The sequence below is a fragment of the Pontibacter sp. 13R65 genome, assembly GCF_047525655.1.
Classification (GTDB): Bacteria; Bacteroidota; Bacteroidia; order Cytophagales; family Hymenobacteraceae; genus Pontibacter.
Map to the genome: position 1 here is coordinate 1 of NZ_JBLIQL010000008.1, position 13,471 is coordinate 13,471.

The 13,471-nt window shown below is 47.4% G+C and carries 7 protein-coding genes and 1 rRNA gene; 7 read left to right on the forward strand and 1 reads right to left on the reverse strand.

Annotation, left to right across the window (positions count from 1 at the left end):
• From rrf to ACMA1I_RS11480, 6 genes are all read left to right on the forward strand, one after another.
• Window positions 1-85: ribosomal RNA gene (gene rrf / locus ACMA1I_RS11455) — 5S ribosomal RNA — on the forward strand; the annotation flags it as partial.
• Window positions 86-711: 626 nt separating this feature from the next.
• A complete protein-coding gene (locus ACMA1I_RS11460; protein WP_337068473.1) occupies window positions 712-948 on the forward strand; it encodes a hypothetical protein in 237 nt (78 codons plus the stop codon).
• Entirely contained in the window at window positions 949-1,740 is a 792-nt protein-coding gene (locus ACMA1I_RS11465) for an alkaline phosphatase D family protein (protein WP_337068658.1), read from the forward strand.
• Between the two features lie 913 nt (window positions 1,741-2,653).
• The gene (locus ACMA1I_RS11470) at window positions 2,654-2,923 is read left to right on the forward strand and encodes a hypothetical protein (RefSeq protein ID WP_337068474.1); all 270 of its coding nucleotides are present in this window, start codon (window positions 2,654-2,656) and stop codon (window positions 2,921-2,923) included.
• Between the two features lie 825 nt (window positions 2,924-3,748).
• Window positions 3,749-4,942, forward strand: coding sequence for a DNA polymerase IV (gene dinB, locus ACMA1I_RS11475; protein ID WP_337068475.1), 1,194 nt, complete (start codon window positions 3,749-3,751; stop codon window positions 4,940-4,942).
• A 326-nt stretch (window positions 4,943-5,268) separates the two neighbouring features.
• Window positions 5,269-8,211, forward strand: a complete 2,943-nt coding sequence (locus ACMA1I_RS11480) for a DNA polymerase III subunit alpha (protein WP_337068476.1) — start codon at window positions 5,269-5,271, stop codon at window positions 8,209-8,211.
• Between the two features lie 232 nt (window positions 8,212-8,443).
• Here the strand turns inward: ACMA1I_RS11480 and ACMA1I_RS11485 are convergent, their stop codons facing one another.
• Entirely contained in the window at window positions 8,444-9,328 is an 885-nt protein-coding gene (locus ACMA1I_RS11485) for an AraC family transcriptional regulator (RefSeq protein WP_337068477.1), read from the reverse strand.
• Window positions 9,329-9,819: 491 nt separating this feature from the next.
• On the opposite strand from ACMA1I_RS11485, the gene ACMA1I_RS11490 reads away from it, so the two are divergent.
• Window positions 9,820-13,437, forward strand: a complete 3,618-nt coding sequence (locus ACMA1I_RS11490; RefSeq protein WP_337068478.1) for a PVC-type heme-binding CxxCH protein — start codon at window positions 9,820-9,822, stop codon at window positions 13,435-13,437.
• The last annotated feature ends 34 nt before the right edge of the window (window positions 13,438-13,471 follow it).

Here is a 13,471-nt window from a genome sequence, read left to right on the forward strand (position 1 = left end):
CTCTTCCCATCCCGAACAGAGAAGTTAAGCCCCGCCGCGCCGATGGTACTGCCGTCACAGGTGGGAGAGTAGGTAGCCGCCAACCCCAACAACCAGCGGCCCCCGTTCCAATTGGACGGGGGCCGCCTGCGTTTTATAGACCCAGCCCGCAGCCCGGAAGCTTTTTGACCGCCTGACGTTTTTAGTTCTTCTTTCTTAAGCCCTCTTGTAACACTGCAGGTGCTGCCCGTCTTTTTCCTTGTTTCGGAAAGGAAAAGGTCAGTGGGCACCCAAGTTATCTCTCACAAGCCACTCTTTACTACCCCCTTTTACTGAGGCTCTCCTTAGGTTTTGCTTCCTTCCAATAAGTAAGGTTTTTTAGCCAATTGTACCACCCTGTGCAAAAGAATAACTGTTGGCTGTAATAGCTTCCTATCTATTCCTAATCTAACGTGAACTCAGAAATTGAAACAAACTTAAAAGCTTGCTATCAATCAGTTGGCGGCAACTTTTACTCTAGCAATACTTCTGCATATAAGATTATCAATTAACTTTTGTCATTTTTGTTTCGGTAGGAGTAAATAATCTACAATCATATTGCGCAGGTGGTATTTTAGAGGTGATTTGCCTGCTCATTGCTGCACCAAGTTAACAGCAACATGATGTAAAGGTAATATCTCCCTTAGCTAAATACTTTACTTTTGCTCCCTGAACTTCTACTCACAAAAACTCATGAAAAAGTTTATTTTCTGTTTTTTACTTACCTGTACATGTTTCCCGCTACTGGTGCAGGCGCAAAAAAAGAAAGAAATGGTAATAGCCTTTGGGTCATGCAATCGCCAGAACCTGCCACAGCCAATGTGGAGTGCTATAATGAATGATAAACCAAACCTCTGGATCTGGCTGGGCGACAATATTTATGGCGACTCGGATGATATGGCTTTTCTGAAAGGAAAGTACGACATGTAGCTGAACCAGGAGGAGTACAAAAAGTTAAGAGAAAAGGTAGCTGTAATCGGTACCTGGGACGACCATGACTACGGACGTAACGATGCCGGGAAAGAATTTCCTTATAAGAAAGAGAGCCAACAATTGGCATTAGATTTTCTGAATGAGCCAGCCAACAGCGACCGTAGAAAGCAGGAAGGTATTTATGCAGCATATAATTATAAGTTGAACAAAAAAACAGTAAAGGTTATTCTATTAGATATTCGCTACCACCAGGATGCGTTGGAGAAAGATAGCCTAAAGGCGTACGTGCCTAACACTACAGGTGACATACTTGGGGAGGAGCAGTGGACCTGGCTGGAAAAGGAATTAAAGGATAGCAAAGCTGATGCCCATATTATTGGCTCCGGTATTCAATTTGTCTCAGATAAGCATCCTTATGAAAAATGGGCTAATTTTCCGGTAGCAAGGCAGCGCCTTTTTGAGTTGCTTGCAAAAACACAAGCAAAAGGAGTGATGCTGGTAAGCGGCGATAGGCATATTGGAGAATTTTCCAAAATAGAAATTCCGGGCTTAAGTTATCCTGTATACGATATTACCTCCAGTGGCCTCACGCATTCTTCCATCAACAATACTTCCGAGTATAACCCTTACCGAGTTGGGCCACTTGTTAATCAGAAGCACTACGGGCTTTTCCGCTTCACCGAAAATAAAAAAGAACTAAGTGTTCAGGTGCAGCTAAAAGGTGAGAATGGGCAGCCATTCCATACCGAGACTATTCTCCTGACAAAAGAAAAGAAAAAGAATCTGTAAGAACACCTGCGGCACAAGTTACATCAGTTTATAAACATGTACCATTATTTTTTATGGGCAGCAGGAAGAGGAGTGGAAAAGTGCAAGAAGCTGCTCTCAAATTATTAGAAGTAAGATGGTTTTCCAGAGCACAAAACCCTAATTTGTGTCACCGGTTGCTGCAGGTCCTCAAAACTAAAGTATATATCACGGCTTCAGGTTGTGGAACAGCAGTAGATAATGTAAGCTACGTTCCCACAAAAAAGGGCTATACATGTAGCCTTTTTTGTGGGGTAATAAAGTGGTAATACAGGCATAACAAGCTGTTTCTTAGTATCACATTTTGGCTTTCTATACTTTATTAAGTAGTAATAAACTTTTTGCCTTTGTCATAATATTAGTGCAACAGCTCTTTGTTTAGGCGGGTACAATTTGACTGCTCAAGAACCTGGATTCTACTTTTGGCCTGCGCTGGAATGTAACCAGTTATTTGAATGTAGGTGAGTACAACTCGGAGGTAGAAGAAACACTTGGCCTCCGCACTGATAACAATCTAGTTAGTTTTTCAAGTTACAATTTCCTCCAGTAATTCAACCGGTGTTCTATAGACGGAACTGGACTGCCAAATATATTATACATCCTTATTAATTTAGAACAGCCTCCAGAAGCTGCTTCCCCTCCTGCGATTTCAGCTTCTGGAGGGACATTATGATCTGCTGTTACGTTCAATAGGGGCGGCTTCTAAGGGAATTACTATTCGAAAGGAAAAGTGGCCGAGTGCAGAATGCAGTATTTAGGGTGCCATTCGCAACAAAAGAGTGACAGTAGGCACCGTACAGGTAGGCGAAGGAGAAATCGCATTGCATTATTTTAATATATATATATAGAAATATGTATATTGCTTGACATTTTAAAATCACTCAAAATTACCGTTATGAAGAAACAACTTACAAAAACTGTGGCCTTCGTGCTTCTTGCGGCATCGGTTTCCGGCTGTGCAACTGTGTTCGGAGGGCCTGTCACCGATTACCAAAGAACAAAGCCTTTAGCAGGTCAACCGCAAAGGCAGGTGCGTGCAGGAGCCTTGATTGCTGACATTCTCCTCTTCTGGCCTGGAGCAGTCGTTGACTTTGCCACTGGGGCAATTTACAAGCCAGAGCAGAAGGGGCCTTTGGCACCTGCAACACCGCCAAGCCAGCCTTAGAGGGGCATGCCCTTTTAATCAGGAGCCTGTCAAGTGGCCGCTCGACAGGCTCTTTTGATTAGTTTACTGCACTTAGAGGCAGCAGCATAGAATGTATCATGGGTAACTATTTCTTGAGACTTTCATTTAAAATGCAGCATAAGGCTTTGGGGCGGCCCCTCGAGAGTGACTTTCATATTTTGTATAAGCTATATTCGTTTGGTTAGTACTATTACTTATCAATGTTCTTCTTAATCCTCTTAGACACCTTATATCATAAATCTCCCCTTGTGCGTTAGCTATATCCTTTTACATTCTATTACTAACTAGAACAAGGCATGTCGCTCTTTTTAATACATTTAGTGAGAACCTAGCAGGAGAACCAGGGTGAGGTAAACACAATGTAAACTTAAGCTACGCATTAGCGGAAACAATATCTAATTATCACTTCATATAATAACATACCTAACTACCTTCCCAACTAGCAACTAAGACCTTAGTCGATATCAAATTTCATTAATGTTTTTAGCTTACCCTGCCGAATAAGAGCGTAATTTCAGTAAATAATATTCATATAGCTAAAGTTTGCTGGCTCTATATTTTACATTATTCTCCTTTGATAATTGCACTATTTATTCTCTTCTTCAAAGGAACTACCTCTATTATTTAATCTCATTCAGCTAGCTTTTCTCTTAACTCCTGATGCTAATCTTAATGGATACTAACATGGTTAGCAAAATGTGTATAAATAAATCTCATATATGTAGCTTTTATATATATTACTCTCGTAATTGCTAAAATAAATAGCATGTAATGTGCTAATATTTTTAGCTAACATCTGAGAGTATGATACCATCTGATAGTCGTATAATTGCACATCTTGACCTTGATACTTTCTTTGTTTCGGTGGAGCGCCTACGGGACGCGAAGCTCAAGAACAAACCGATTATTATTGGGGGACTCTCCGACAGGGGAGTGGTTGCCAGCTGCAGTTATGAAACCCGCTACTTTGGAGTGCATGCTGGTATGCCTATCAAAATGGCCCGACAACTTTGCAATGAGGCTATCATAATGCGTGGCGATATGGAGGCTTATAGCAACTATTCTAATCTTGTCACTCAGGTTATAGCCGATAGGGCTCCGGTTTATGAAAAGGCCTCCATAGATGAGCACTATCTGGATGTGAGCGGTATGGACAAGTTTTTCGGCACCTGGAAGTGGACGAATGAATTGCGTGATACAATCAAAAAAGAAACAGGCCTCCCAATTTCCTTTGGTTTATCGGTAAACAAAACGGTTTCTAAAATTGCCACCGGACAGGCTAAGCCCAACGGAGCCAAGCAGGTTTGTCAGGAGGAGGTAAAGCATTTCCTGGCACCACTTTCTATCCGCAAAATTCCGGGAGTGGGACAGAAGAACTACCAGCTGCTGCGCAACATGGGAATCCCAACCATAGAGGTGCTGACCACCATACCTGTGCAGATGATGCAGAAGGTGCTGGGCAAAGATGGTATCCACATCTGGGAGAAAGCCCATGGTATTGATCGCGCTCCGGTAATTCCTTATACCGAGCAGAAATCCATTAGTACGGAGCAAACCTTTACCACTGATACGACCGATGTTGCCATGCTGAACAGCCTGCTGGTTTCTATGACGGAGGGCCTAGCCTTTGAACTACGGAAGCAAGGCAAGCTTGCCGGCTGCATTACCGTTAAGCTTCGCTATGCCAATTTCGATACGCATACGCAGCAGCTCACCATTCCCTATAATGCTTCAGACCATATTCTCATTGGCAAGGCAAAAGAACTTTTCCAGAAGCTTTACAACCGGCGTTTGCTCATTCGGCTGCTTGGGGTACGACTGAGTAACCTGGTGCAAGGTTACCAGCAGATTGATCTGTTTGAGGATACTGCTCAAATGGCAACCCTTTATCAGGCCATGGATAAAATCCGTCACCGCTATGGCGAAGCGGCAGTGAAGCGGGCGGTGGGGCTCTTTCCAGACACTAGTCCCAAGGCACAGGACACAGGACTTTTCTGAAAATGGAAACCTCGGTTCAGCTGCAGCAACACCAGAAAAACCCGCAGCTCCTGCGAGTGTCTGGTGGCTGTGGCTCTTCTCACAGCATTAATATCCTCATTGATAAGGATTATTAAGGGCCTTTGAACCGAGTATTACTTATGGCGAAGCGGCCGGAGTAAACACAGGAGAAGACGCTCGCGCCATTATTATAGGCTATAACAGGCAGAGCACAAGAAGCAGCAGTTGGAACCATAACATGTAATAGGCCAAATGAAGAAAGTACATAACTATCATCGCAAAGAAAATCCAGTGTCTTGCATCTTAATACTTATGTCTCTAAAAGCATGCTAGCTATCGTCCATTCATATTACAGCCTGCGCTACGGCACTATGTCGGTAGAGGAGTTGGCAGCTGAAGCCAAAGCAAGAGGCTATAAGGCGCTGGCTCTTACAGATATTAATAACACATCTGGTATATTCCCTTTCGTGGAAGCTTGTATAAAGCAGCAGTTGCAGCCGTTGATTGGAATTGAGTTCCGGCGTGACAACCGCTGGCTCTACACTGGCATAGCTAAAAATCAAAAGGGCTTTCGAGAGCTGAACAGTTTTCTGAGTCGCTACTTGCTCCAGCACAAGCCTCTGCCCGATGTGCCGCCCGTGTTTCAGGAGGCAGTCATTATTTATCCTTTTTCGGGTAAAGATGCACGGCAGCCTTTACGCGAGAATGAGTACATAGCTGTTGCGCCTGCCGAACTCAACAAGCTGCTGTTTTCTGATAGCAGGAAAAATGCAGAACGACTGCTGATGTGGGGCCTGTTTACCTGCAAAAACGAAACCGGATATGCCCTGCACCGGCACCTGCGTGCCATCGATAACAACATTCTGCTCAGCCAGCTGCAACCAGCGCATGGTCTGGCAGAGGATGCCTGCTTCTGCGACGCCAGCGACTTTCTGGCACATTACCAGCGTTTTTCGGAGCTGATTCGGAACACGGAGAAGCTGGTGAAACAGGCTGCCTTTACCTTCGATTTCAGCAGCCGCAAAAACAAGCTCAGCTTTACCGGTACCGACTACGACGATCGCCTGCTGCTGGAGAAGCTGGCCTGGGACGGCCTGCGCAAACGTTACGGAGCCCAGTACCAGGTAGCCCGGCAGCGGGTGGCGCATGAACTGGCCATTATCGATAAGCTGGGCTTCTGCTCTTATTTTCTCATTACCTGGGATGTGATTCGCTATTCCATGAGCCGCGGCTTTTACCACGTGGGGCGGGGCAGCGGGGCCAACAGCGTAGTGGCTTATTGCCTCCATATTACCGACGTAGATCCTATTGAGCTGGACCTGTATTTCGAGCGTTTCCTGAACCCAAAACGTACTAGTCCGCCCGACTTTGACATTGATTATAGCTGGGACGAACGCGACGAAGTGCTGGATTATATTTTTAAGCGCTACGGGCGCGAGCACACAGCGCTACTTGGAGCCATGAGCACCTTTCAACAAAACTCTATTCTGCGGGAGCTGGGAAAAGTGTATGGATTGCCTAAAACTGAACTTGATGCGCTGGTGGCGCAGCCGCAGGCACCGAGCAACGCCAACTACCTCACCAAAGAGATTTTCCGGTACGGGCAGTTGCTCACCGATTTTCCGAACGTGCGCTCAATCCATGCCGGTGGCGTGCTGATATCGCAGGAGCCGATTACCAATTATACCGCTCTGGACCTGCCGCCAAAAGGCATGCCTACGAGCCAGTGGGATATGTACACTGCCGAAGACATTGGGTTCGAGAAGCTCGATATACTGAGCCAGCGGGGCATTGGGCATATAAAAGAATGCGTGCAGCTGGTGCAACAGAACCAGAGTATCAGAATAGATGCACACGATGTGGCGCGTTTTAAGCAGGACGAAAAGGTGCGGGAGCAGCTGAAGTCTGGCGACACTATCGGCTGTTTTTACATCGAAAGCCCGGCCATGCGCGGGCTGCTCAAGAAGCTGCGCTGCGACAATTACCTGTCGTTGGTGGCGGCCAGCTCTATTATCCGGCCGGGGGTGGCAAAATCAGGAATGATGCGTGCTTACATTCAGCGCTTCCACGATCCGGATAAAATCGAGCACCTGCACCCGGTAATGGGGGAGCAGCTGAAGGAAACATATGGCGTAATGGTGTACCAAGAGGATGTGCTGAAGGTATGCCACCATTTTGCCGGGCTCGACCTGGCCGATGCCGATGTACTGCGCCGGGGCATGAGCGGCAAGTACCGCTCTAAAGCCGAATTTCAGAAGCTGGTCGATAAGTTTTTTGCCAGCTGCCGCAGCAAAGGCTATCCCGAAGCCATTATACAGGAGGTATGGCGGCAGGTGGAGTCTTTTGCCGGATACTCCTTCTCCAAAGCGCATTCGGCTTCCTTTGCGGTGGAGAGCTATCAGAGTCTTTTTCTGAAAACCTATTACCCGCTGGAGTTTATGGTGGCCGTCATCAACAACTTTGGAGGGTTCTATAAAACGTGGGTGTACGTGCAGCAGGCTGGCAAAGCGGGAGCCACCATTCATTTGCCCTGCCTCAACCACAGCCTTTACCATACCACCATCCGGGGCACCGATATTTACCTGGGTCTGGTGCACATCCAGCACCTGGAGCAAAAGCTGGCACAAAAGCTGGTGGCCGAGCGGGAGGAGCACGGCCCTTATACAAGCCTGGAAGAACTCATCAGGCGCACGCATGTCTCGCTGGAGCAACTCTTACTGCTGGTGCGGGTACAGGCGCTGCGGTTTACGGGCAAAGGCAAGAAAACCTTGCTCTGGGAGGCACATTTCCTGCTGGGCCACAAGGCGGGCAACGATAGCGCGCCCTTGCTGTTTGAAGTAGCTGCCAAAGCTCCTGTCCTGCCTACCTTGCAAAATACCTTGGAAGAAGACGCGTATGATGAAATGGAACTGCTGGGGTTTCCTGTAAGCTGTTCGTACTTCGACCTGCTGCAGACCGCAGCACGTGGCGATGTGCCAGCGGCAGAGTTGCTGCAGCACGTGGGGCAGCAGGTGCGCATGATGGGAGTACTGATCGCCACCAAGCATGTGCGCACAGTACGCGGAGAACTCATGCAGTTTGGCACTTTTCTGGATGCGGCAGGCGACTTCTTCGATACGGTGCATTTCCCGCCTTCGCTCAAGGGCTGGCCATTCAGAGGCAACGGCGTGTACCTGCTCTATGGTAAGGTGGTAGAAGAATTCGGTTTCCCGAGCATGGAGGTGGAGAAGATGGCAAAACTGCCTTTCCGGAAAGATCCACGTTACTAAAGCTGCAATGACTCTCAAATTTTTCTAATGAAAAAGGCCTTCCAGAGGTAAAAATGAGATACAAGCTCCAAGCCCTTTGATTAGTTAAAAAATCAAGAGTCGTAGAACCTCCTGCACCCTCGGGTCAACCAATTAGCAATCAGACCATTGAACCTAAATACAATCAAATTCTACTAATAAAAATGCTCTTCCGGAGGCATTTTAGGGCTTTGAGGTGATAGGCTGCCGTGATTTATTCAAAGAGTTTCTGCGAAATCAGGCATTCTTTCTTGTATTGAAGAGGAGTTTTGCCTGTTATGTCGCGAAACTGCTTGTTAAAGTTGGAGAGGGTGTTAAAGCCACTTTCATAACAAACCTGGCTAATGTTCCTTTCCTCGTCGTTGAGTAGCTTGCAAGCGTGGCCAATCCGGATCTCGCTCAAGAAATCGGAGAACGATTTGTTTACCCGGGATTTGAAATAGCGGCTAAAAGAGCTGGATGACATGTTAGCGATGGCAGCTACCTCTTCGAGAGTAATTTTCTGTTCAAAATTATTCATCACGTGCTCATATACCCGGTTCATGCGGTCTTTCTCAGACTCTTTGTTGAGGTTTACATAACCTGAATTGGTAATTGGGTAACAGTCGGGGGAGGTGGCAAGCGTGTGCAGAATCTTTAAGAGCTGAATAACACTTTCTACCCCCTTCTGTTGCGTTAGCTCTGTCATCATCTCTCCAACCTGGCTGTTGGCCTTTCCCATAATATCAAGCCCACGCTTCGAACGCTGGAACAGATGCAGAATTTCCTTCATCTCCTCTTTCTGCTGAATAGAATGTCCCAGAAAATCTTCTCTGAAATAAACGACAATACCACGTGTTTGCAACCCGCTGCATTTGTTGAAATATTCGTTGTTGCTACGCCACAGGTGGGGGAGGTCTGGGCCCATCAGCACCATGTCGTTTTCTTTAAAGGGCTTGATGTTATCGCCAATAAAACGGGTGCCTTTGCCCTCTAACACAAAAAAAAGCTGGTACTCCGGGTGAAAATGCCAGTTCGGGTCAAAATAAGGAGCTACCAATTCTTTTATGATAAAAGCTCTATTATCTGGAATAGCAGATTTTCGGACTACAACTTTCATGAGGAGTATCTTTTCAGAAAAAATAATAAAGAATAATTAGACGCATAAAGGTATATGTAGCCCTTATGCCGATTTTGTGCTCTTTTCCTAGATTCAGGTTATAATTTGGTAAAAAACAGTCAGAATTAGCTAACAAACAGTAGGATTGTTAAAATAAATTTAGGGATTATTGTTAAGTCAATATTCTGAAGCCCGCAAACCAAGCCTGTCTTGGCGAAGGCCTTAAATATAGGAGCCTGCAGAGCCCCTTGGGGAGTAGCAAAATACAAGAACAAGATTATGCTTAAAATGAACTATTGTAAGTTAGTTTTATACTCCTGTTTCATAGCTTAAAAAATTGATATTGTTTATTTTATTCAATAAGCAAACGTTTTTTCAAACACATTGCAGTGCATCATAAACCATAGCCACTGCACACAATCTGCCGGCATCCGATTCATTATATAAATGGGGCTAACGTTATCGCCTTTAAACCTAAGCACTTTAATTATATGCGGAAGTTACTTTTCATAGCTATTATCAGTACCACCGTTTTCAGCAGTTGCGCCAGAAAGGCACAAACAGATAAAGGTGCTCAAATCCAGGCACCTGCTAAACGCGTTGAAATACTTTTTCTAGGCCATAATAGCAAGCACCACAACTCTGAGAAATTTGCTCCGATGCTGGGCCTGCCATTGTTTCAGAAAGGGATTAATATAACGTACACAGCAGACCTGGCCGACCTCACGCCTGAGAACCTCAACAAGTATGACGGGCTCATGATCTATGCCAACCACGATGAGGTAACGCCGGAGGTGGAGGCATCTGTAAAAGCTTTTGTGGAAGGTGGCAAAGGGCTGATTCCGGTGCACTGTGCTTCCTTTTGTTTCCGTAATTCCGATTGGTATGTAAGCACGGTAGGCGGCCAGTTTAAGTCGCACCGCGCAGGTATCTTTACGGCTCTTATTACCCAGCCGGAGCATGAGGTGATGAAAGGCTTAAGCGAGTTCGAAACCTGGGACGAAACCTATGTGCACAGCAAACTGAACCCCGACATGACCATGCTGATGGAGCGAGTGGAGGGTGACCACCGGGAGCCGTGGACCTGGGTGAGAACACAGGGCAAAGGCCGCGTTTTTTATACTGCTTACGGCCACGACGAGCGCACCTGGGGCAACCCCGGCTTTCATAAGCTGATGGAGAACGGTATTTTATGGGCGGTGGGCGATAAGACAAAAGACCAGGCGGCCCGACTGAACCTGCCACAACCAACATTTACGGAAGCAGACGTTCCCAACTACGAGAGACGTGAAGTACCACCCAAGTTCCAGCATGCCCTCACGCCGGAGGAGTCGCAGAAACTGACGCAGGTACCTGTAGATTTTGAGCTACAGCTTTTCGCCTCCGAGCCAGATATCATCAACCCCATTGCCATGGCCTGGGATGAGAAGGGCAGGCTTTGGGTAATAGAAACGCTTGACTACCCGAACGAGGTACGCGATGAGGAAGGTGTAGGCAACGACCGCATTAAGATATGCGAAGACACAAATGGCGACGGTAAGGCCGATAAGTTCACTGTTTTCGCAGATGGCCTCAATATTCCTACCAGCCTGACCTTTGCCAATGGAGGCGTAATTGTAGCCATGGCGCCACATTTCTTTTTCATGAAAGACACTGATGGCGACGATAAGGCCGATGTTAAACAGAAAATAATTTCCGGCTGGGGCAAGAGCGATACACATGCCGGTCCCTCAAACCTGAAGTACGGCCTCGACAATAAAGTATGGGGTGTGCTGGGCTATGCTGGTTTTGATGGCACCGTTGGCGGAAAGCAGCACAATTTCAGCCAGGGGGTTTACCGGTTCGACCCGAAAGGAGAAAGCCTGGAGTACCTCGGCCGTACCACCAACAACACCTGGGGCCTGGGTTTCTCCGAGGAGTTCGATGTATTTATATCTACTGCCAATGGCTTGCATAGCGCTTATTTTGCCATGCCGAGCGAGTACCTGAAAAGAACAGTGGCAGGAGGATCTGGCAACAACATTTTCAGAACAGATTCGCACTTCGATATGCCACACGTAACACCTTACTTGCGCCAGGTAGATTACCATGGCGGCTTTACCGCAGCGGCCGGACATAACATGTACACTGCGCGTAACTATCCTAAATCGTACTGGAACAGGGTGGGGCTGGTGTGCGAGCCTACAGGCCGCGTGCTGCACAAGGCGGTGCTGGAGCGAAAAGGGGCCGGCTATACCGAAAAGAATGGCTTTAACCTGCTAGCCAGCGCCGATGAGTGGTTCTCGCCGGTGCATGCCGAAGTTGGGCCGGATGGTGCCGTTTGGGTAGCTGACTGGTACAATTTTATTATTCAGCATAACCCAACGCCTCGTGGCTTCGAAAACGGCAAAGGCAATGCTTATATCAACCCTTTGCGCGACAGTGGACACGGCCGCATTTACCGGGTGGTGTACAAAGGAGCCAAACCTTACGAGCCTATGCAATTAGCAGCAGGCAATACAGAAGCGCTTTTAGCCGCACTGGAAAATGACAACATGTTTTGGCGCACCACAGCACAGCGCCTGATTGTGGAAAGCCAGAACATAGCCGTTATTCCCGGACTGTACAAGCTAATCAACAACCAGCAGGTAGACGAGATAGGGCTTAACAGCCCCGCCGTGCATGCCCTCTGGACACTACATGGATTAGGTGCCCTCGACGGATCAAATGCAGAAGCGTTGGCAGTGGCAACAAAAGCTTTAACGCACCCTGCTGCCGGTGTCCGTAAAAATGCGGTACAGGTGCTGCCGAAAAATCAGCAAACTCTTAACCACCTGATTCAGGCAAACCTACTCCAGGACCCTGATCTGAAAACTCGGATGGCTGCTGTGTTAGCCATGGCCGATATGCCTGCCTCTGCCGAAGTCGGCAAGCTTATTCATACCGCCAGTCTGGATGCCCAGGCAGCGAAGGATGAGTACCTGCCACAGGCCTTTTTTGCGGCTGCACTTACCCACCAGGAAGGCTTTATGAGTAGTGCTCCCAAAGATCCGCATCTTGCACATAAACCAGACTCCGTGCTCACTCTGGCGGAGCGTATCGTAAAGAGCCTTGACAAAGAACTATATCCCATCAACAGGCGCTCTCAGATCATGTTCCCACCAGAAGTAGTGGGCAAAGAGATTCGCCTAGAAACTTCCATAGGGCCATCAGCCAACGGCATAAACGGTGTTATTGTGGCCCAAGGGAACAAAAACGGAGGTTACAGCCTCTACGTGCAAGACAATAGGCTCCATTGGATGGTAAAGCAGCAAGGCAAAGCCTATCAGGCCATTACTTCTGCCCCTTTGCCGGAGGAACGTTTTACGGTGGTTGCCAAACTTTCGGCCGGAGGCGCCATGAGTATCGATGTGAACAACAAAACCGTGGCCACTGGCAAGGCTCCAGCCCTATTTGCTCAAGCCATAACACCCAACGAAGTTCGTATAGGCCGCGATTACGACAACGAAAACAAAGTGGGAGATTATCCGAACCGCTTCTTCTTTACGGGCGATATGCGGAACGATGGTGTGCTGGAACTCCGCAAGCCTACAGCAGAGGCGCTAGCCGCCGCCAAAGCATCTACTAAGAAAGCAGCCCCAGCAGCAAGAAACCATACAGCACATGCCAGAACTTCTGCAAAACCTGCTGGTAACACCAAAACACCTGCCCGACTGACCTCTGCTACCAACCCTGCTGCCAATGCCGTCACCATTCATATAAAGGTGGTAGAGCATGAAATGAAGTTCGACAAGAAAACTTTCACTGTAAAGGCAGGGCAGAAGGTGACGCTTCATTTCGATAACCCGGATTTTATGCAGCACAACTTTTTGCTTGCCAAGCCTGGCACCCTCGACAAGGTGGGCAATGCAGCCGATGCTCTGGCAAGAGACCCTAAGGGAGCCGATAAACAGTATGTACCTCAGATGACAGAAATTATAGTGGCAACCCGCCTCATCGATCCGCAGGGCAGAGAAACACTGGTATTTACCGTTCCAGACAAGCCTGGCGATTATCCCTTTGTTTGCACTGTGCCCGGCCACTGGCGCCTGATGAACGGCATTATGAAAGTGGAAGCAAATAATTTATGAGCAAGAGGCGCTGTAGAGACTATTGCTTCTACTA

What these genes read in the sequence shown, in the direction of transcription:
- ACMA1I_RS11460 (WP_337068473.1), top strand. Translation starts at nt 712, where the DNA reads ATGAAAAAGTTTATTTTCTGTTTTTTACTTACCTGTACATGTTTCCCG.
- ACMA1I_RS11470 (WP_337068474.1), top strand. Translation starts at nt 2,654, where the DNA reads ATGAAGAAACAACTTACAAAAACTGTGGCCTTCGTGCTTCTTGCGGCA.
- dinB (WP_337068475.1), top strand. Translation starts at nt 3,749, where the DNA reads ATGATACCATCTGATAGTCGTATAATTGCACATCTTGACCTTGATACT.
- ACMA1I_RS11480 (WP_337068476.1), top strand. Translation starts at nt 5,269, where the DNA reads ATGCTAGCTATCGTCCATTCATATTACAGCCTGCGCTACGGCACTATG.
- ACMA1I_RS11485 (WP_337068477.1), bottom strand. Translation starts at nt 9,328, where the DNA reads ATGAAAGTTGTAGTCCGAAAATCTGCTATTCCAGATAATAGAGCTTTT.
- ACMA1I_RS11490 (WP_337068478.1), top strand. Translation starts at nt 9,820, where the DNA reads ATGCGGAAGTTACTTTTCATAGCTATTATCAGTACCACCGTTTTCAGC.